This is a genomic window from Streptomyces sp. NPDC030809 (assembly GCF_055572195.1).
This window is the reverse complement of the sequence record NZ_JBVIDV010000027.1, coordinates 48,688-67,533: the sequence shown is the minus strand read 5'-3', so window position 1 is coordinate 67,533 and position 18,846 is coordinate 48,688. Positions and strand designations below refer to the sequence as shown.

General features: G+C 72.7%; 14 protein-coding genes. 7 read left to right on the top strand and 7 right to left on the bottom strand.

Translation table 11 applies throughout. The annotated features are described in order from the left end of the window. The 5 genes from ACZ407_RS29535 to ACZ407_RS29515 form a co-directional block, all read left to right on the top strand. On the top strand, nt 1–1,552 hold a 1,552-nt coding region (locus tag ACZ407_RS29535), incomplete at its 5' end, for a TraR/DksA C4-type zinc finger protein (RefSeq protein ID WP_468133564.1). A gap of 92 nt (nt 1,553–1,644) precedes the next feature. Then, nucleotides 1,645–2,202 carry a signal peptidase II gene (gene lspA / locus ACZ407_RS29530; protein WP_468133562.1) on the top strand — a complete coding sequence of 186 codons (558 nt, stop codon included), beginning with the start codon at nt 1,645–1,647 and terminating at the stop codon, nt 2,200–2,202. Between the two features lie 41 nt (nt 2,203–2,243). Next, nucleotides 2,244–3,185 carry an RluA family pseudouridine synthase gene (locus ACZ407_RS29525; RefSeq protein WP_468133560.1) on the top strand — a complete coding sequence of 314 codons (942 nt, stop codon included), beginning with the start codon at nt 2,244–2,246 and terminating at the stop codon, nt 3,183–3,185. Beyond that, a complete protein-coding gene (locus tag ACZ407_RS29520; protein ID WP_468133558.1) occupies nt 3,182–3,637 on the top strand; it encodes a GNAT family N-acetyltransferase in 456 nt (151 codons plus the stop codon). The genes ACZ407_RS29525 and ACZ407_RS29520 overlap by 4 nt, the downstream gene beginning before the upstream one ends. 86 nt (nt 3,638–3,723) lie before the next feature. Further along, on the top strand, nt 3,724–5,313 hold the full coding sequence (locus ACZ407_RS29515; RefSeq protein ID WP_468133556.1) for a Na+/H+ antiporter: 1,590 nt from the start codon (nt 3,724–3,726) through the stop codon (nt 5,311–5,313). Between the two features lie 209 nt (nt 5,314–5,522). Here ACZ407_RS29515 and ACZ407_RS29510 read toward each other — a convergent pair whose 3' ends face one another. Beyond that, a complete protein-coding gene (locus tag ACZ407_RS29510) occupies nt 5,523–6,587 on the bottom strand; it encodes a mechanosensitive ion channel family protein (protein WP_468133554.1) in 1,065 nt (354 codons plus the stop codon). A gap of 64 nt (nt 6,588–6,651) precedes the next feature. On the opposite strand from ACZ407_RS29510, the gene ACZ407_RS29505 reads away from it, so the two are divergent. Beyond that, nucleotides 6,652–7,221: a dienelactone hydrolase family protein gene (locus ACZ407_RS29505; protein WP_468133552.1), complete on the top strand. Its 570-nt coding sequence runs from the start codon at nt 6,652–6,654 to the stop codon at nt 7,219–7,221. A gap of 13 nt (nt 7,222–7,234) precedes the next feature. Here ACZ407_RS29505 and ACZ407_RS29500 read toward each other — a convergent pair whose 3' ends face one another. From ACZ407_RS29500 to ACZ407_RS29475, 6 genes are all read right to left on the bottom strand, one after another. Then, nucleotides 7,235–8,890, bottom strand: coding sequence for a serine/threonine-protein kinase (locus tag ACZ407_RS29500; RefSeq protein ID WP_468133550.1), 1,656 nt, complete (start codon nt 8,888–8,890; stop codon nt 7,235–7,237). 174 nt (nt 8,891–9,064) lie between these two features. Beyond that, the gene (locus ACZ407_RS29495) at nt 9,065–9,994 is read right to left on the bottom strand and encodes a zinc metalloprotease (protein WP_468133618.1); all 930 of its coding nucleotides are present in this window, start codon (nt 9,992–9,994) and stop codon (nt 9,065–9,067) included. Nucleotides 9,995–10,244: 250 nt separating this feature from the next. Then, the gene (locus tag ACZ407_RS29490) at nt 10,245–11,912 is read right to left on the bottom strand and encodes an alkaline phosphatase D family protein (protein ID WP_468133548.1); all 1,668 of its coding nucleotides are present in this window, start codon (nt 11,910–11,912) and stop codon (nt 10,245–10,247) included. 108 nt (nt 11,913–12,020) lie between these two features. Next, nucleotides 12,021–12,815, bottom strand: coding sequence for a DsbA family protein (locus ACZ407_RS29485; protein WP_468133546.1), 795 nt, complete (start codon nt 12,813–12,815; stop codon nt 12,021–12,023). Between the two features lie 51 nt (nt 12,816–12,866). Further along, nucleotides 12,867–13,559 (bottom strand): hypothetical protein, encoded by a 693-nt coding sequence (locus ACZ407_RS29480; protein ID WP_468133544.1) that lies wholly within the window; start codon nt 13,557–13,559, stop codon nt 12,867–12,869. Nucleotides 13,560–13,640: 81 nt separating this feature from the next. Further along, entirely contained in the window at nt 13,641–14,978 is a 1,338-nt protein-coding gene (locus ACZ407_RS29475; RefSeq protein ID WP_468133542.1) for a DUF2252 domain-containing protein, read from the bottom strand. Nucleotides 14,979–15,243: 265 nt separating this feature from the next. Here ACZ407_RS29475 and dnaE point away from each other — a divergent pair, with 265 nt between their 5' ends. Next, nucleotides 15,244–18,783, top strand: coding sequence for a DNA polymerase III subunit alpha (dnaE, locus tag ACZ407_RS29470; RefSeq protein WP_468133540.1), 3,540 nt, complete (start codon nt 15,244–15,246; stop codon nt 18,781–18,783). Nucleotides 18,784–18,846 lie beyond the last annotated feature (63 nt).

Sequence of the window (18,846 nt, the reverse complement as noted above, 5' to 3'; positions counted from 1 at the left end):
CACGCTGGAGCGGGCGGCGGCGGAGGCCACGCACACGGCTGCGGTGCGGCCGGAGGGTGCGGTGCGGGCCGCCTTCAAGACGGCGGAGCCGCCGCACACCGCTCCCGGGGCCGGGCCGGAGCCTCCCGCCCGCAAGGGCGGCTCGCGCAGGCGTGCGGCGGAGGCGGCCGGCCCGGGTGCGGGTGCGGTGCCGGTGGACGGGCTGGTGCACGTGAAGGCCACGCTGGAGCGGGCGGCGGCGGAGGCCACGCACACGGCTGCGGTGCGGCCGGAGGGTGCGGTGCGGGCCGCCTTCAAGACGGCGGAGCCGCCGCACTCGGCCCCTGCGGCCGGATCCGGGGGCCACGCCCCCGGCCCGGGACGCGGCTCGGCGGCCGGCCGGACGAAGGGCGCGGGCAGGGCTGCCGGAGGAGCCGCGGCTCCGGCCGCGTCCGCGGCGAGGAAGCGCACGGCGAAGCGCGCCGCCGGGACCACGGCGGATGCGTCCGCCGTGGAGGGCGGGCAGGTCCTGGAAGAGGCCCCCGCCGGCCAGGAGACCGCGAAGGCGGCAGCCGGAGGGACCGGGAAGGCGAAGGCCAAGACCGCCGCCGAGGGGACCCGCGGGGCGGCCGCCGAGGGGACCGGGAAGGCGTCGGCGAAGAGTGCCGCTGGTGGGTCCGGCGAGGTGGCAGCGAAGGGGACCGGGAGGGCGTCGGCCAAGGGTGCCGCCGAGGGGACCGGAAGGGCGAAGGCCCGGAGTGCCGCCGGTGGGGCCGGTGAGGTGGCCGCCGAGGGGACCGGGCAGGCCGCCGTTGCGGCACCGGCGGCGAAGGCCCGGGGGGCGACCGCGAAGACCTCGGCGAAGGACTCCGCGAAGACCTCGGCGAAGGGGTCCGCGAGAACCGCGGCCGGGGACGCCGGTGAGGCGTCCGCGGAGGCGTCGGCGAAGGGCCGGGCCGGAGCCGGGAGCGGGGGCGCGGCGAAGAAGGCCCCCGTCGGGGCCGCCGGGCAGAAGCAGCAGAAGCAGCAGAAGCAGACGGGAGCCGAAGTGGCCGCCAAGAAGAGCACCGGCACGGGAAGCGCTTCGGCGCGCACTTCCACGGCCAGGAAGACGGCCGCGGCCGCCACCAGCGGTCTGCCCAGGACCCGGGGCACCGCGGGCGGCCCGGTGGAGCCCGGCGAGCTCGCCGTACGCCCGGGCGAGGAGCCCTGGACCCCGGAGGAGGTGGCCGGGGCCCGCCGGGAGCTCCAGGAGGAGGAGGCGCGGCTCCAGGCCGAGCTGCTGGCCTCCGAGGAGGCGATCTCCGGGCTGATGCGGGACTCGGGGGACGGGGCCGGTGACGACCAGGCCGACACCGGGGCGAAGAACATCACGCGGGAGCACGAGCTCTCCCTCGCCTCGAACGCCCGGGAGATGCTGGAGCAGACCGAGCGTGCCCTCGAACGCCTGGACGCGGGCACGTACGGGCTCTGCGAGAACTGCGGCAACCCCATCGGCAAGGCCCGCATGCAGGCCTTCCCGCGGGCCACCCTCTGCGTGGAGTGCAAGCAGAAGCAGGAGCGCCGCCACTAGGCGGTCCCGCGCAGCGTGTCGTTCGTCCTGTGGCGGTCGTGGAGGCGTGACGTACTCTCGTGGTGGTCGAGCACCTAGCGAGGGAAGTCCACGTGGCAGAGGCGGAGAGCATCACCGGTACGCCGGAGGCCGGGGCAGCCGGGCCGGAGGCCGTGCAGCCCAAGGGGCGGCGGCGGATCGCGGCCCTGCTGGTCGTCGCCGTGCTCGCGTACCTGCTGGACCTGGGCAGCAAGATGCTCGTGGTCGCGAAGCTGGAGCACCGGGCGCCGATCGAGATCGTGGGCGACCTCCTGAAGTTCGAGGCGGTCCGCAACCCCGGAGCCGCCTTCGGCTTCGGCGAGGCCTTCACCATCATCTTCACGATCATCGCGGCCACCGTGATCGTCGTCATCGTGCGGCTGGCCCGCAAGCTCTACAGCCTGCCCTGGGCGGTCGCGCTGGGCCTGCTGCTCGGCGGGGCGCTGGGGAACCTGACCGACCGGATCTTCCGTTCCCCCGGGGTGTTCCGGGGCGCCGTGGTGGACTTCATCGCCCCGGCCCACTTCGCCGTCTTCAACCTCGCCGACTCCGCGATCGTGTGCGGCGGCATCCTCATCGTGCTGCTGTCCTTCAAGGGCCTGGACCCCGACGGAACGGTCCACAAGGACTGACGCGGGCGGGGCTCCGCTGCGGCGTCCGGCATACTCGACGGGTGAGCACGATTCCCGAGATCCGTACCCTGCCCGTCCCCGATGGCCTCGAAGGCGAGCGCGTGGACGCCGCGATCGCCCGTATGTTCGGGTTCTCCCGGACCAAGGCGGCCGAGCTCGCCGCCGCCGGCAAGGTGTCGGTCGACGGCAGCGTCGTCGGGAAGTCCGAGCGGGTGCACGGCGGCGCCTGGCTGGAGGTCGAGATGCCCGCCCCGCCGCGCCCGGTCGAGATCGTCGCCGAGCCCGTCGAGGGCATGGAGATCGTCCACGACGACGAGGACATCGTCGTCATCATGAAGCCGGTGGGCGTGGCCGCGCACCCGAGCCCCGGCTGGACCGGCACCACCGTGATCGGCGGCCTCGCCGCGGCCGGCTACCGGATCTCCACCTCCGGCGCCGCCGAGCGCCAGGGCATCGTGCACCGCCTGGACGTGGGCACCTCCGGCCTCATGGTCGTGGCCAAGTCGGAGCGCGCGTACACCTCGCTCAAGCACCAGTTCCGCGAGCGGATCGTGGACAAGCGCTACCACACCCTCGTCCAGGGCCACCCGGACCCGATGAGCGGCACCATCGACGCCCCCATCGGCCGGCACCCGAACCACGACTACAAGTGGGCCGTGATCCAGGACGGCAAGGCCTCCGTCACGCACTACGACCTGATCGAGGCGTTCCGCGCGGCCTCCCTGCTCGACATCAAGCTGGAGACCGGCCGCACCCACCAGATCCGCGTGCACATGTCCGCGCACCGGCACCCCTGCGTGGGCGACCTGACCTACGGGGCCGACCCCACCCTCGCCAAGCGGCTGGGCCTGACCCGGCAGTGGCTGCATGCGGTGCGGCTCGGCTTCGAGCACCCGTCCGACGGCCAGTGGGTCGAGTTCGAGAGCACCTACCCGGCCGACCTCCAGCGCGCGCTGGACGTCATCCGGGCGGAGAGCGAGTGACCGCGGCCCCGCGGGCCGAGGTCCTGGTCGCACGGTCCGAGGAGGACCGCGCGGCCTGCTTCGCGGTGCGCCGCGCGGTCTTCGTGACCGAGCAGTCGGTGCCCGAGGAGATCGAGTACGACGCCCACGACGCGGCGGCCGTGCACGTGCTGGCCCGTGCGGCCGACGGCACCCCGCTGGGCACCGGCCGCCTGCTCACCGGCATCGAGGGCCCCGGCACCGGCTCCCTGGGACGGCTCGCCGTGACCAAGGACGCCCGCGGGCTCGGCATCGGGGCCGCCCTGGTCCGGGCCATCGAGGCGGAGGCCGGCCGGATCGGCCTGACCTCGGTGGACCTGCACGCGCAGACCCACGCGCTGGGCTTCTACGAGCGGCTGGGATACGAGGCGTACGGGCCGGAGTTCGAGGACGCCGGGATGCCGCACCGGGCGATGCGGCGCCTGCTGGGCTGAGGCCGGGGCCCGGTCGGCCCCCGCCGGGCCGCCGCGTCGCGTCCGGTATGCGCGGGATGTCCGGTCCGGCGTGGCAGGGTGGCCGCGTGGATCAGCTCCTGCTCTTGTTCCTGCTGCTGCTCGGAGCGGTGGTCATGGTGCCGCTCGGGGACCGGCTCGGGCTGCCCGCGCCGGTGCTGATGACCCTCGGCGGGGGCGTGCTCGCCCTGGTGCCGGCCGTCCCCGACGTGGACGCGCCGCCCGAGTACATCCTGCCCCTGGTCCTGCCCCCGCTGCTCTACGCCTCCGTACAGCGCACCTCCTGGCGGCAGTTCGCCGCCAATGCCCGGCCGATCCTGCTGCTCGCCGTCGCCCTCGTGTTCGTGACCACGGCCGCCGTGGCCGGGGTGGCCCAGGCCCTCGTGCCGGGGCTGCCGCTCGCGGCCGCCGTCGCCCTCGGCGCCCTCGTCGCCCCGCCCGACCCGGTGGCCGCCACCGCCGTGGCGGGCAGCCTCGGACTGCCGCGCCGGCTCGTGTCCATCCTGGAGGGCGAGGGCCTGTTCAACGACGTGACGGCCATCGTGCTCTACCACGTGGCCGTCGCCGCCGTGGTCAGCGGATCCTTCTCCTGGCCCCGGGCCCTCGCCGAGTTCGCCCTGTCCGCCCTGGTCGCGGTGGCCGTCGGGCTCGGCCTCGGCTGGTGCGCGGGGCGGCTGCTGGACCGGCTCGGGGACGCCACCCTCCAGATCGGGCTCACCCTGCTCGTCCCCTTCGTCTCGTACGTGCTCGCCGAGGAGTTCCTCGGCTCGGGCGTGCTCGCGGTGCTCACCACCGCCCTCTTCCTCGCCGAGTACGCCAACGACGCCGACGACGTGCTCGGCCGGCTCGCGGGGCACACCTTCTGGGAGGTCGTCGACACGCTCGTCACCGGCGTGGCCTTCGGGCTCATCGGCCTGGAGCTGCACCACGTCTTCGGCACGGCCGCCGACCGGGCCTGGCAGATGGCCGGCTGGGCCGGCGCCGTCGTCGGCACGGTCGTCGTCGTCCGCCTGCTGTGGCTGCTGCCGGCCGCCTGGCTGGCCAAGCGGCTGCACCGGCGGCGGGACTACGAGGAGGAGATCCCGCTCAGCTGGCGCGAGAGCATGGTGATGTGGTGGTCGGGCATGCGCGGGGTCGCCTCGGTGGCCCTCGCCCTCGCCCTCCCCTTCACCACCGAGGACGCGTCCCCGTTCCCGCAGCGGGACGTGCTCGTCTTCCTCGCCTTCGCCGTGGTCATGGGCACCCTCGTGGTCCAGGGCCTGACCCTGCCCCGGGTGGTGCGGCTGCTCGGGGTGGAGGCCGACACGGATGCCGAGCGCCAGTACGAGCGGCAGCTCGCGGTGCGGGCCGCCAAGGCCGCCAAGCGGCGGCTGAAGGAGATCGAGGAGGTCGAGGACCTGCCCGAGGACCTGATGGAGCAGCTGCTGCGGCGGGCCTACGACGTGGGCGCGCGGATCAGTCCGGACATGGTCGACGAGGAACGGCGCGATGCGTACCGGAAGCGGGTGGAGCGGGTGCGGTCCGTGCAGCGGATCCAGCGCGAGATGATGTCCGCGGCGCGGCACGAGGTGCTTGCGGCGCGCAGTGAGGCCGGGGCGGATCCGGAGATCGTGGACCGGGTGCTGCGCCAGCTCGACGTGCGCAGCCTGCGCCCTTGATCCCGGGGCTCCGCCCCGGACCCCGCGCCTCAATCGCCGGCGGGGCTGGATGTGCCCCCGGCCCGGGGCGTTGGGTGCGGGCCGCCGGTGGTTTCGGGGGCTCTGCCCCCGGGCCCCCGCGCCTCAATCGCCGGCGGGGCTGGATTTGGGCCCCGGCCCCGTGCCTTGGGTCCGGGCTGCCGGTGGTTTCGGGGGCTCTGCCCCCCGCCTCAATCGGCGGCGGGGGTTGGGTGGGTGGGGCGGGGTGGGGCCTCGGAGGTGTTGACGCGGGGGAGGGCGTAGGGGTGGTGTTCGCAGAGCCAGGCGACGAGGCGCTCGCGGACCTCGCAGCGGAGGGTCCACAGGTCGTCCGAGTCCTTGGCGCTGACCGTGGCCCGGACCTGGATCCCGGTCGGCGCGGTGTCCGTGACGACCAGTCCGCTCTTGCGGCCGTCCCACGCCGGGCATTCGCGCAGCACCGACTCCAGCCGGTCGCGCAGCAGGGCCACCGGCGCCGCGTGGTCGAGGTGGAGGAAGACCGTGCCCGTCAGCTCGGCCCCGCCGCGCGACCAGTTCTCGTACGGCTTCGACGTGAAGTACGAGACCGGCATGGTGATCCGGCGCTCGTCCCAGGTGCGCACCACCAGGAAGGTCAGGGTGATCTCCTCGACCTGCCCCCACTCCCCGTCCACGACCACCGTGTCCCCGATCCGCACGGTGTCCCCGAAGGCGATCTGGAGTCCCGCGAAGAGGTTGCCCAGGGTGGACTGGGCGGCGATGCCCGCGACGATGCCCAGGATGCCCGCCGACGCGAGCATCGAGGTGCCGAGCGCGCGCATCGCGGGGAAGGTCAGCAGCATCGCGGCCACCGCCACCACGCCCACCGCCGCGGTCACCACCCGCTGGATCAGCGTGACCTGGGTCCGCACCCGGCGCACCCGGGCCGAGTCGGGCCCCGCCCCGGCCGCGTAGCGCGCGTACGCCGAGTCCACGGCCGCGGTGGCCATGCGCACCAGCAGCCAGGCGGAGGTCCCGATCAGGACCAGCGTCAGGATCCGCTCCACCGCGGGCTCCCGGCCCGTCGGCACCCGGGCCTGGGAGTGGCCGCCGAGCAGCAGCGCGGTGCCCAGGACCAGCTGGAACGGCAGCCGGCAGCGGCGCAGCAGCCCCCACAGCGGGGTCTCCCGGTGCCGGGCGTCGGCCCGGCGCAGCAGCAGGTCCAGCAGCGATCCGGCGATCAGGGTGAGGACGACGGATGCGCCCAGCACCGCCAGGGGCCGCAGCAGGCTTTCCACGGGAACCACCTCCTGGTGGTGACCGTAGCCGACCCCTGTCGGTGCCGGCTGGCACGATAGGTGCATGAACATCATGCTCTTCCACTCGACGTACGGGCTGCGGCCCGCGGTGCACGCGGCGGCCGACCGGCTGCGCGCCGCCGGGCACGAGGTGCACGTGCCCGATCTCTTCGAAGGGCGCACCTTCGAGACCGTCGAGGAGGGCATGGCCTTCCAGGAGGAGGTGGGCCGGGACGAGCTGCTCAAGCGGGCGGTGCTCGCGGCTGCCCCGTACTCGGAGCGCGGTCTGGTCTACGCCGGGTTCTCCTTCGGCGGCTCGCTCGCCCAGCACCTGGCCTTCGCCGACGAGAAGGCGCGCGGCCTGCTGCTGATGCACGGGACCTCCGACATCGCGGACGGCGCGGCCGTGGACGAGCTGCCCGTGCAGCTGCACATCGCCGATCCCGACCCCTTCGAGCCCCACGACTGGCTGACGGCCTGGTACCTGCGGATGCAGCGGGCGGGCGCGGACGTCGAGGTCCACCGCTACCCGGGCGCCGGCCACCTGTTCACCGACCCGGGCCTGCCGGACTACGACGCCCAGGCGGCGGAGGAGGCCTGGCGCGCGGCCCTGGGCTTCCTCGACTCGCTGTAGTACGGGGTCCCGCTCAGGGGCGGCGGCACCGGCCGGCGGGGGCCTCGTACGGCGGCCGGCACTGGTAGCCGAGGTCCGAGGGGCTGTGGCTGAGCCACCGTCCGATGCAGGAGTCCGCCGTGGTCCGGCCGTGTTCGGCGCAGAACGCGAGCGCGGCGTGCCCGTCGGCGAACGGGCCCGGCGCGTACACCACCCAGTAGCCGGCGCGCAGGGAGGCGTAGTCGGAGCTGCGCAGCACCTCGGCCTGCGGCACGGCGGCCCGGACGGCGGCCAGCCTGCGGTCCCGTCCCGCCGTCCCGGAGCTCACGGGCTCGGAATACAGCTGGGCGATCCAGCGGCCGGCCGGGTCGGGGGATTCCGCCGGGGTGGCGGGAGCCGTGGCCGGGGGTGCCTCGGGATCCGCCGTGGCCGGGGGAGCGGACTCCGGGGGAACGAGGGCCGACGGGCCGCCCGTTGCCGGGGTGGCGGAGGCCCGGGCGCGGGACGGCGAGCCGGGGCCCGGGGCCGCGGTCCGTGCCCCGCTCCTCCCGCCCGCGCCCGCCTCCGCCCCCGTGCCGTCCGGCCCGAACAGCGCGCGCCCGCCGAACCAGGCCGCGGCGACGACCACGACCGCCGCGGCGGCGGCGAGCGGCGCGCGCAGCCGGTTCCGGCCGGGCGCCGGCACCGGGGATCCGGGCCGCGTCGGGCCCGGCCCGGCGGTCGGCAGCGCGTCCCACGGGCGCCCCGGGTGCGCGTCGGCCCCGTCCGGGGTGCCGGCCACCGGAGCCGGGGGCGGTGGCGGCACCGGCGGGAGCCCCGGGGAGACCTCGGTCGGTACGGGCGCCCCCGCCCCGTGCCCCGGCGCGGGATCCGGCGGGGCGGCCGCGGCGAGCCGGAGCAGGGCGTCGAGCGCGGGGGCTCCGGGCCGGGCGGCCGGATCGCGGACGAGCACGGCGGCCAGCGCGGGGGCCAGCGCCCCGGCCCGGGCCGGCGGGGGCACCGGCTCGTCGAGTACGGCGGCCAGCGTGGCCAGGGTCGTCGCGCGGCGCATCGGGCTGACCCCCTCGACGCACACGTACAGCATCATGCCGAGGGACCACAGGTCGGAGGCGGGCAGGTCGGCCCCGCGGATCCGCTCGGGGGCCAGGTACTCGGGGGTGCCGATGACCTCGCCGGTCAGCGTCAGCGAGCTCTGGTCCCGGAGGGCCGCGATGCCGAAGTCGGTCAGGACGGCCGAACCGTCGGGGCGCAGCAGCACGTTGGCCGGCTTCACGTCCCGGTGGTGGATGGCGGCGGCGTGCGCGGCGGACAGTCCGGAGAGGATCTCGCGACCGATCCGGGCGGCCTCGGCCGGGGGGAGCGGCCCCTGTTCGATCCGGTGCTGGAGGGTCTCGCCGGGGACGAGTTCCATCACCAGCCAGGGATGGGGGCCCTGGTCGGCGATGTGGTGGATCGTCACCACGTGCGGGTGGCTGATCCGGGCCAGCGAGCGGGCCTCGCGCAGCACCCGCTCGGACAGCCGCCGGGCGGCCTCGGGGGAGGCCTCCGCGAGGGCCGGCCGCACTTCCTTGAGGGCCACCTCGCGGTGCAGGGCGCGGTCCAGCGCCCGCCAGACGGTGCCCATCCCCCCGCTGCCGAGCCGTTCGAGCAGCTCGAACCGTCCGTCGATCAGGTCCCCCGGCGCGCTCATGGCGCCACGTTAGGGCAGCGGGAGGGCGGCCCGCCCGGGGTACGCCGAACTCCCGGCGCGCGCCGGGGCGCGAAGGGGGCGCAGGGGGAAGGGATGCGAAGAAGGGGCACGGTCCGGCTCGCGCCGGGCCGTGCCCCTCTCCTGTTGCCGCACCGCTCACGCGGCAGCAGGCGTTCAGCCGCGGTAGGCGGTCCAGCTGCTCTGCATGCGGCTCACCTGGCCGGCGGTGAACTGGTACATGCACGCGTCGTACGTGTAGTCCATGAAGTTGTGGATCGGGTCCACACCGGCCTTGGAGGTGCAGGTGTCACGGCCGGTCGGGCACTGGTACGCGGCGCTCTTCTCGGCCGGGGTGTCGGTGACGTAGTCGCCGCTGCCCGTGCAGCCGCCCTGGAAGGTGTGGTACAGGCCCATCCAGTGGCCGACCTCGTGGGTGGCGGTGTCACCCTCGTTGTAGTTGGCGGAGGAGCCGCCCGGGAGGGAGCCGTCGAGGAGGACCACGCCGTCCATCTTCGGGTCGCCGGCGTACCAGCTCGGGAAGGTGGCCCAGCCGAGGAGGCCGCCCTGCAGGTTGGCGGTGTAGATGTTCAGCGCGTTCGCGCCGCCCTTGCGGAGGGTGGTCTTCATCTGGGTCTCGGCCGTGGAGCCGTCCGCCAGGTTGTACCAGGAGGCGTTGTCGGTGTAGTCCGTCGACACCAGCTGGAACTGGAAGCCGCTGTTCACGTTGCCGGTGCCCTGGCCCGCGTAGGCGGCGTTCAGGACGGCCAGCTGGTTGTTGACGGCGGTGGCGGACAGCTTGCCGGTGGTCCCGGAGTGGATCACGTGGAAGTACACCGGGATGGTGGTGACGGCCTCGGCGCGGGCCGAGCTGCGCGGGCTCTGCGCGAGCTTCGCGATCTTCGCCTTCAGGTCGGCGTCCATGGCCTTGGCCTGGGCGTCGGAGACGGCGTTGGGCTCGGCGGCGTGGGCGCCGGCCTTGGGGCGCGCGACACGGGCGTTGGCGGCGGAGGCGTCCTCGACGCAGCGCTCGGCACCGGTCTTGGGGGCCGCGGAGACCATCGTGGGGGCCGACAGCGGGCCGAAGGCCAGGGCTCCGGCCAGCATGGCGGTGCCCAGGGCGCGGCGACGGAGGGTGGGGGATATGCGGGCAAGGGCGCGCACGTGAACTCCTCGCGAATAGTGGGGGGTCGGAGGTTTTCCTCGTTGGCGCGGAGTTTACGTGTGCACGTCATGCCGGAGTCAAGGATTTTCGGTCACGGAACGATCAAGCCATCCGGAGCGCGTCCGGACGGCTTGATCACCGGAAGAATTTGATACTCCGTTAGTTCTCCCGGTAACACCCCGCGGTGCAGGGTCAGCGGACCGGCTGGTAGACCCGCTCGACCTTCTGCGTGCCGTTCGGCGTCCGGTAGGAGCGGCTCCACGAGGAGGTCGCGTCGGCCCGTCGCTTGTCGGACAGGACGTAGTAGTCCATCTGGGAGCGCTCGGAGGTGATGTCCAGGACCCCGTAGCCGTGCGAGTCCATGTCCACCCACTTCACGTGCCGGTTGGCGGCCTTGACGGCCGTCTCCGCGACCACCGAGACCGTGTGCGGGGCCACGTGCAGGATGTCGTCGATGTTGTCCGAGGTGACCGACGTGACGACGAACTCCGTGGCGGCGGACCGGGACAGCGGGTAGGTGGCCGCGGTCACCGGGACCTCGTTGGCGAAGGACATGTGGATGTCCCCGGTGAGGAAGACCGTGTTCTTGATGTTCTGCGCGGTCAGGTGGCCGAGCAGCTCCTTGCGGTCGTCGGTGTACCCGTCCCACTGGTCCACGTTCACGGCCAGGCCCTCCTTGGGCAGGCCCAGGAGTTCGGCCAGCGGGCCCAGCAGGTACGCCGGCACCGAGCCGAAGGCCATCGGGGAGATCATCACCGAGGTGCCCACGAGCTTCCAGGTGGCGTCCGAGGCGGACAGCCCGGCCTTGAGCCAGTCCAGCTGGGCGCGGCCGGTCAGGGTCCGCTCCGGGTCGTCCACCGTGCCGCTGCCGGTCTTGGCCTGCTGCGAACGGAACGAGCGCAGGTCGAGCAGGTGCAGGTCGGCGAGGCTGCCGAAGCGGATGCGGCGGTAGGTGGTGCCCGCGATGGACGGGCGGACCGGCATCCACTCGAAGTAGGCCTGCTTGGCGGCGGCCACCCGGGCCGCCCACTCGCCCTCGGTGCCCGGGGTGTGGTTCTCCGCGCCGCCCGACCAGGCGTCGTTGGCGAACTCGTGGTCGTCCCATATCGCGACGACCGGGTGGACCGCGTGCAGGGCCTGGAGGTCCTCGTCCGTCTTGTACTTGCCGTGCCGGGTGCGGTAGTCGGCGAGGGTGACGATCTCGTTCTTCGGCTCGTGCTGCCGGACGACGTACTTCGGCTCCGGGTAACCGCCGGTGGCGTACTCGTAGATGTAGTCGCCGAGGTGCAGCACCGCGTCCAGGTCGGAGCGGGCCGCCAGGTGCCGGTACGCCGCGAAGTGGCCCGACTCCCAGTTGGCGCAGGAGACCACGCCGAAGCGGATCCCCGGGGCCGCCGCGTCGTGCGCCGGTGCGGTGCGGGTGCGGCCGGCGGCGGAGACCGTGCCGCCGGCGGAGAAGCGGAACCAGTACGAGGTCGCCGGGGCGAGCCCGCGGACATCGGCCTTGACGGTGTGGTCGGAGCCCGCCGAGGCGACCGTGGTGCCGCGCGCGACGATCCGGGAGAAGCCCTTGTCCTCGGCGACCTCCCAGGCCACCTCGGTGTCGGGGCCGATGCCCGAGCCCGGGACGGCCTCGGGGAGCGGGGTGACGCGGGTCCAGAGCAGGATCCCGTCGGGAAGCGGGTCGCCGGAGGCGACCCCGTGGAGGAAGGCGGGAGCGCCTGCCCCGGCCGCGTGGGCGGTCGCTGTCCCCAGGGCGGCCTGTGCGGCGAGAGGAGCGAACGCGGCGGTGGCGGCTGCGGCCTTGACGACCGTGCGGCGGCGCGGCGCTGCGGGAGAAGAGGAGTGAAGACTGGTCACGAATGATCATATTACTGACCGGTATTGAGCCAGTGACAGACCTCGGACGCACAACAGGCGGGCGAAACCCTGAAGTTCGCCCGCCCGTTGCCCGGGATTGCCCCGATGTCAGCCCTTCAGGGCCTTGTCGATCGCGGCGTTGAACGCGTCGAGGGTCTGCGGCACGTCGATCTTCTTGCCGTCCATCTTCAGCGTCGGGGTGCCCGTGACCCCGCTCGCGTCGAAGGCCTTCGACATCTCGATGGCCCAGCGGTTGTACGTGCCGTCGGTGACGGCCTTCTTGAACTCCGCGTTGCCCTTCAGCGCCGGCACCTGGTCGGCCAGCTTGAGCAGGTAGTCGTCCTTGGCGAACTTGTCCTCGTTCTCCGCCGGGTGGTTCGCCTTCGCGTACAGCGCCGACTTGTACGCGAGGAACGCGTCGGGGCTCACGTTCAGGGCCGCGCCCAGGGCGCTCAGCGCGTTCTTCGAGCCGGTGCCCGGGAAGCCCTTGTCCAGGAAGGTGGCGCCGATGAACTTCAGCTTGTACTTGCCGGCGTCCACGTCCTTCCTGATCTGCTCGCCCGCGGTCTCCTCGAAGGTCGAGCAGATCGGGCAGCGCGGGTCCTCGTACAGCTCCAGGGTCTTCTTCGCGGCCGGCTTGCCGATGACCACGGTCGTGCCGTTCTCGCCCTCGGTGTTCTTCGGGGTGACGAGCTGCGCCTTCGGCGCCTTCTCCCACTCGTCGGGCTGGTTGGCCTGCATGACCCCGTAGCCGATGCCGCCGGCCAGCGCGAGGACCGCGACGACCGAGCCGGCCACGATGACCTGGCGGCGGGCCTTGTCCTTCTTCGCCTGCCGCTCGCGCTCCGCGCGCAGGCGCTCGCGGGCCGCGTCCTTGTTGGCCTTGCTGTTGCGGTTGCTCATGGGAGGACTCCGTGGGTGTCACAAAAGGGATGGGGGGACTGCCGTACCTGCTCAGGCGCCGAACGGCGCCGGCACGGGAGGTCCCCGCAGGCCCACGGAGTGCACCGGGAAGCGGCTGCGGGCCGCGGCGCCGCCGCCGCGGGCCGCCCGCACGGCGCGGCGCGGCGTCCGGACCGCGCAGCCGGCCGCGGCCGCCACGAGCAGCAGCGGCCGGAAGGCGCACGCGGCCACCGCGCGCAGCAGCCGGCCCAGCGCCCGCTCCCCGCGCCACAGCCAGAAGGCGGCCGCCAGGCCCACCGCGAGGTGGCCCGCCAGCAGCAGCCACGGGGCCAGCGGATCGGCGGAGGCCAGCAGCGCCGCCGCGGGCTCCCCGGCCCGCCCGGCGACCTGCGCCAGCGGGGTGCCCACCGGGCCCCCGCCGCACAGCACGTCCAGGCCGAGGGCGCGCAGCGGGCCGGCGACCGGCCCGCCGGCGGGCCCGTAGCAGACGTGCTGACCGGTGGTGAAGACGGTGTCGGCGGCCAGCTCCAGGGGGACCAGCAGCCCGGCGATCCGCCCGTACCCGCGCTCCCGCCCGGCCAGTCCGTACGCCAGGGCGAACACGGCGCCGCCGAGCGCGGCGACCAGTGCGGCCGGCAGCGGCGTGCGCGAGGTCAGCACGTGGGAAGCGGCCGAGAGCAGCACGACGGCGGCGCTGAACAGCGCCGCCCGCAGTGCTCTGAATCCGATTCCCCACATGTCCATCGCCCGGAAGTGTGCCATGCCTGCCTGTGAAAGCGTGATCCCGGCCCCGCAGGGCCGCTGACCTGGGGCTGGGCCCCCGCCTCAGACGCTCAGCCGCCCGTTGCGGAACAGGTCCACGAAGATCTGGTGGTCGGCCCGCGCCCGGGCCCCGTACGCGTGGGCGAAGTCCACCAGCATCGGGGCGAAGCCCTCCTCGTCGGCCGCGATCGCCGCGTCGATGGCCCGCTCGGTCGAGAACGGCACCAGCGAGTGCCCGCTCTCGTCCGCGTCCGCCGCCGCGTGCATGGTGGCCGTGGCCCGGCCCAGGTCGGCCACCACCGCCGCTATCTCGTCGACGTCGTCGATGTCCGACCAGTCGAGGTCCACCGCGTACGGGGAGACCTCGGCCACCAGCTGCCCGATCCGGCGGCCGCCGTCCTCGATCTCCGTCCAGCCCAGCCACGGGTCCGCGTGCGCCTGCAGGGCCCGCTGCGAGATCACCGTGCGGTGCCCCTCGTGCCGGAAGTACTCGCGCACCGCCCGGTCCGTGACGTGCCGGGAGACCGCAGGGGTCTGGGCCTGCTTGAGGTAGATCACGACGTCGTTCTCCAGGGCGTCGCTGTGCCCCTCCAGCAGGATGTTGTACGAGGGCAGCCCCGCGGAGCCGATGCCCACCCCGCGGCGCCCCACCACGTCCTTGACCCGGTACGAGTCCGGCCGCACGAGGCTCTCCTCCGGCAGGGTCTCCAGGTAGGCGTCGAACGCCGCCAGCACCTTGTACCGGGTGGCCGCGTCCAGCTCGACGGCGCCGCCGCCCGCCGAGAACCGGCGCTCGTGGTCCCGTACCTCCGTCATCGAGTCCAGCAGCCCGAACCGGGTCCGGGCGCGGGCCGCGCGCAGGGCGCCCAGCAGCGGGCCGGAGGAGGTCTCCAGGGTGAAGGAGGGCACCTCCTCGTGCTTGGCCCCGCAGGCCAGGCGGCGGATCCGCTCCCGGTACGCGGCGGCGTATATCCCGACCATCTCGCCGATCTGGTCGTCGCTGAGGGCCTTCGTGTAGCCGATCAGGGCCACCGAGGCGGCGAAGCGCTTGAGGTCCCAGGTGAAGGGGCCGACGTACGCCTCGTCGAAGTCGTTGACGTTGAAGACCAGGCGGCCGTGGGCGTCCATGTACGTGCCGAAGTTCTCCGCGTGCAGGTCCCCGTGGATCCACACCCGTCCGGTCCGGTCGTCCAGGTACGGGCCGCCGTGGCGCTCCCGCTCCAGGTCCGCGTAGAAGAGGCAGGCCGTGCCCCGGTAGAAGGCGAAGGCGGAGGCGGCCATCTTGCGGTACTTCACCCGGAAGGCCGCGGGGTCGGCGGCGATCAGCTCGCCGAAGGCCGTCTCGAACACGTCGAGGATCTGCTCGGCGCGGTGCTCGGTCGTCGTCGCGGGGACCGCCATGGCAGGTGCCTCCTGGTGCGGGCTGGTGCGGTGTCCCGGCCGGGGTCCGGCCGGGCTTGCGGGCGCGCCGGGCCCTGTGCCCGGAGTGCTCCTGTTCGTGCAACGCCCGACCGTACCGGTCAGTGCCCCGGGTCTGTCACCCGCCCGACGTAGACTTCAACGCTGTCCCCCCGTCCCGTCTCCCACCCGTCACCCGACCAGCACCTCGGGCCGTGGCGCTCCGCGCCGGCCCCCTCGTCCCCACCCTTTTCGGAGGTCCAGCGCCGTGGCCAAGAAGCCGTTCACGCACCTGCACGTACACACCCAGTACTCGCTGCTGGACGGGGCTGCGCGGCTCAAGGACATGTTCAGCGCGTGCAACGAGATGGGCATGACGCACATCGCCATGTCCGATCACGGCAACCTGCACGGCGCCTTCGATTTCTTCCACTCCGCGAAGAAGGCGGGGATCACCCCGATCATCGGGATCGAGGCGTACGTCGCCCCCGAGTCCCGGCGCAACAAGCGCAGGATCCAGTGGGGCCAGCCGCACCAGAAGCGGGACGACGTCTCGGGTTCCGGCGGTTACACCCACAAGACGATCTGGGCGTCGAACGTCACGGGCCTCCACAACCTCTTCCGGCTGTCCTCCGACGCGTACGCCGAGGGCTGGCTCACCAAGTGGCCGCGGATGGACAAGGAGACCATCTCCAAGTGGTCCGAGGGCCTGATCGCCTCCACCGGCTGCCCCTCCGGCGAGGTGCAGACCCGGCTGCGCCTGGGCCAGTTCGACGAGGCCCTCAAGGCGGCCTCCGACTACAAGGACATCTTCGGCGAGGGCCGCTACTTCCTGGAGCTGATGGACCACGGCATCGAGATCGAGCGCCGGGTCCGCGACGGGCTGCTGGAGATCGGCAAGAAGCTCGGCATCCCGCCGCTGGTGACGAACGACTCGCACTACACCTACGCCCACGAGGCCGGGGCGCACGACGCCCTGCTGTGCATCCAGACCGGCAAGAACCTCTCCGACCCGGACCGCTTCCGCTTCGACGGCTCCGGCTACTACCTGAAGTCGACCGAGGAGATGTACGCGGTCGACTCCTCGGACGCCTGGCAGGAGGGCTGCGACAACACCTGGCTGGTCGCCGAGCAGATCGACATGACGGGCATGTTCGTCGAGAAGAACCTCATGCCCAAGTTCGACATCCCGGAGGGCTACACCGAGGTCACCTGGTTCCGCGAGGAGACCATGCGGGGCATGCACCGCCGCTTCCCGAACGGGATCCCCGAGGACCGCATGAAGCAGGTCGAGTACGAGATGGACACGATCATCTCGATGGGCTTCCCCGGCTACTTCCTCGTGGTCGCCGACTTCATCATGTGGGCCAAGAAGCAGGGCATCGCGGTGGGCCCCGGCCGAGGCTCCGCGGCCGGCTCGATCGTGGCGTACGCCATGGGCATCACCGACCTCGACCCCATCCCGCACGGCCTGATCTTCGAGCGGTTCCTCAACCCCGAGCGCATCTCCATGCCCGACGTCGACATCGACTTCGACGAGCGCAGGCGCGTGGAGGTGATCAGGTACGTGACCGAGAAGTACGGCGCCGACAAGGTGGCCATGATCGGCACGTACGGCACCATCAAGGCCAAGAACGCGATCAAGGACTCGGCGCGCGTCCTGGGCTACCCGTACGCCATGGGCGACCGGCTCACCAAGGCCATGCCCGCCGACGTCCTCGGCAAGGGCATCCCGCTCTCCGGCATCCTCGACCCCAGCCACCCGCGCTACAGCGAGGCCGGCGAGATCCGCTCGATGTACGAGAACGAGCCCGACGTGAAGAAGGTCATCGACACCGCGCGCGGCGTCGAGGGCCTGGTCCGCCAGATGGGCGTGCACGCCGCCGGCGTGATCATGTCCAGCGAGACGATCACCGACCACGTGCCGGTCTGGGTGCGCCACACCGACGGGGTCACCATCACCCAGTGGGACTACCCGAGCTGCGAGTCGCTCGGCCTGCTGAAGATGGACTTCCTCGGCCTGCGCAACCTCACGATCATGGACGACGCCGTCAAGATGGTGAAGGCCAACAAGGGGATCGACATCGACCTCCTGGCCCTCCCGCTCGACGACCCCAAGACCTTCGAGCTGCTCCAGCGCGGCGACACCCTCGGCGTCTTCCAGTTCGACGGCGGCCCCATGCGGTCCCTGCTGCGGCTGATGAAGCCCGACAACTTCGAAGACATCTCCGCCGTGTCCGCCCTGTACCGGCCGGGCCCGATGGGCATGAACTCGCACACGAACTACGCCCTGCGCAAGAACAAGCAGCAGGAGATCACCCCGATCCACCCGGAGCTGGAGGAGCCGCTGCGGGAGGTCCTGGACGTCACCTACGGCCTCATCGTGTACCAGGAGCAGGTGCAGAAGGCCGCCCAGATCATCGCCGGGTACTCCCTCGGCGAGGCCGACATCCTGCGCCGCGTCATGGGCAAGAAGAAGCCCGAGGAGCTCGCGAAGAACTTCACGATCTTCCAGGCGGGCGCCCGGAAGAACGGCTACAGCGACGAGGCCATCCAGGCCCTGTGGGACGTGCTGGTCCCCTTCGCCGGCTACGCCTTCAACAAGGCCCACTCCGCCGCGTACGGCCTGGTCTCGTACTGGACCGCCTACCTCAAGGCCAACCACCCGGCCGAGTACATGGCCGGACTCCTCACCTCGGTCAAGGACGACAAGGACAAGTCCGCGATCTACCTGAACGAGTGCCGGCGCATGGGCATCAAGGTGCTCCCGCCGAACGTCAACGAGTCGGAGTCGAACTTCGCCGCCCAGGGCGACGACGTGATCCTCTTCGGCCTCACCGCGGTGCGCAACGTCGGCCAGAACGTGGTGGACTCGATCATCAAGTGCCGGAAGTCGAAGGGGAAGTACAGCTCCTTCCCCGACTTCCTGGACAAGGTCGAGGCCGTGGTCTGCAACAAGCGCACCGTCGAGTCGCTGATCAAGGCCGGCGCCTTCGACGAGATGGGCCACACCCGCAAGGGCCTGGTCGCCCACCACGAGTCGATGATCGACAACGTGGTCGCGGTCAAGCGCAAGGAGGCCGAGGGCCAGTTCGACCTGTTCGGCGGAATGGGCGACGAGGACAGCAGCGAGCCGGGCTTCGGGCTGGACGTGGAGTTCTCCGACGTGGAGTGGGAGAAGTCCTACCTGCTCGCCCAGGAGCGCGAGATGCTCGGCCTGTACGTCTCCGACCACCCGCTCTTCGGGCTGGAGCACGTGCTGTCCGACAAGACCGACGCCGGCATCTCCCAGCTGACCGGCGGCGAGCACTCCGACGGGGCGGTCGTCACCATCGGCGGCATCATCTCGGGCCTCCAGCGCAAGATGACCAAGCAGGGCAACGCCTGGGCCATCGCCACCGTCGAGGACCTCGCCGGCTCCATCGAGTGCATGTTCTTCCCCGCCACCTACCAGCTGGTCTCCACCCAGCTGGTCGAGGACACGGTGGTCTTCGTCAAGGGCCGCCTCGACAAGCGCGAGGACGTCCCCCGCCTGGTCGCCATGGAGATGATGGTCCCCGACCTGTCCTCCGCGGGCACCAACGCCCCGGTGGTCCTCACCATCCCCACCGTCAAGGTCACCCCGCCCATGGTCAGCCGCCTCGGCGAGATCCTGCGGCACCACAAGGGCAACACCGAGGTCCGGATCAAGCTCCAGGGGCCGCGCACCACCACCGTGCTCCGCCTCGACCGGCACCGGGTGCAGCCCGACCCGGCCCTCTTCGGCGACCTCAAGGTGCTCCTCGGCCCGTCCTGCCTGGCGGGCTGACCGGCCGCCCGCCCGGCGCCGCCGTCCGCAGCCGCCGCGAGGGGCGCGCCCGCACCTGCGGGC

Excerpts from the sequence above, each read along its gene's own strand:
- ACZ407_RS29505 (WP_468133552.1), top strand. The coding sequence starts at position 6,652 with ATGAACATCATGCTCTTCCACTCGACGTACGGGCTGCGGCCCGCGGTG.
- ACZ407_RS29500 (WP_468133550.1), bottom strand. The coding sequence starts at position 8,890 with ATGAGCGCGCCGGGGGACCTGATCGACGGACGGTTCGAGCTGCTCGAA.
- ACZ407_RS29495 (WP_468133618.1), bottom strand. The coding sequence starts at position 9,994 with ATGCTGGCCGGAGCCCTGGCCTTCGGCCCGCTGTCGGCCCCCACGATG.
- ACZ407_RS29480 (WP_468133544.1), bottom strand. The coding sequence starts at position 13,559 with ATGGACATGTGGGGAATCGGATTCAGAGCACTGCGGGCGGCGCTGTTC.
- ACZ407_RS29485 (WP_468133546.1), bottom strand. The coding sequence starts at position 12,815 with ATGAGCAACCGCAACAGCAAGGCCAACAAGGACGCGGCCCGCGAGCGC.
- ACZ407_RS29475 (WP_468133542.1), bottom strand. The coding sequence starts at position 14,978 with ATGGCGGTCCCCGCGACGACGACCGAGCACCGCGCCGAGCAGATCCTC.